The organism is Mesorhizobium sp. M7A.F.Ca.CA.002.04.1.1, assembly GCF_004022805.1.
In the GTDB taxonomy this organism is placed as follows: domain Bacteria; phylum Pseudomonadota; class Alphaproteobacteria; order Rhizobiales; family Rhizobiaceae; genus Mesorhizobium; species Mesorhizobium ciceri.
Genome location: NZ_RZPL01001287.1, coordinates 1 through 525 on the forward strand (window position 1 = coordinate 1; position 525 = coordinate 525).

A 525-nucleotide genomic window follows, 5' to 3' on the forward strand; every position below is an offset into this window, starting at 1 on the left:
TCTACATCCTCAATGATTTCTTCGACCTCGCGCTCGACCGCAAACACCTCACCAAGCGCAACAGGCCGTTCGCCAGCGGCGCGCTGTCGATCCCGTTCGGACTTGGGGCGATCGCGGTGCTTCTGGCGATCGGCATCGGCACCGGGCTGTTCCTGTCGCCCGAATTCATGGCTGTGCTCGGCGGCTACATGGTCGTCACCACCGCCTATTCGCTGTCGTTCAAGCGCATGCTGCTGGTCGATGTGCTGACGCTCGCCGGCCTCTACACGATCCGCGTCCTGGCCGGTGCGGCGGCGACCGGCGTCGACGTCTCGTTCTGGCTGCTGGCCTTCTCCATCTTCTTCTTCCTGTCGCTGGCGCTGGTGAAGCGCTTCGTCGAACTGCGCACCACCGCCATTCCGCCCGGCGAGCGCATTGCCGGTCGCGGCTATCGCACCGAAGACCAGGAGATCGTCGCCCAGGCCGGCATGGCCTCGGCCTTCTCCTCGGCGCTGGTGCTGGCGCTCTACATGGACAGTGTCGCGG

General features: G+C 65.5%; 1 protein-coding gene. It reads left to right on the top strand.

The genetic code is table 11. The features are described 5' to 3' along the window. On the top strand, positions 1 to 525 hold a 525-nt coding region (locus tag ENZ75_RS33830), incomplete at both ends, for a UbiA family prenyltransferase (protein ID WP_164888282.1).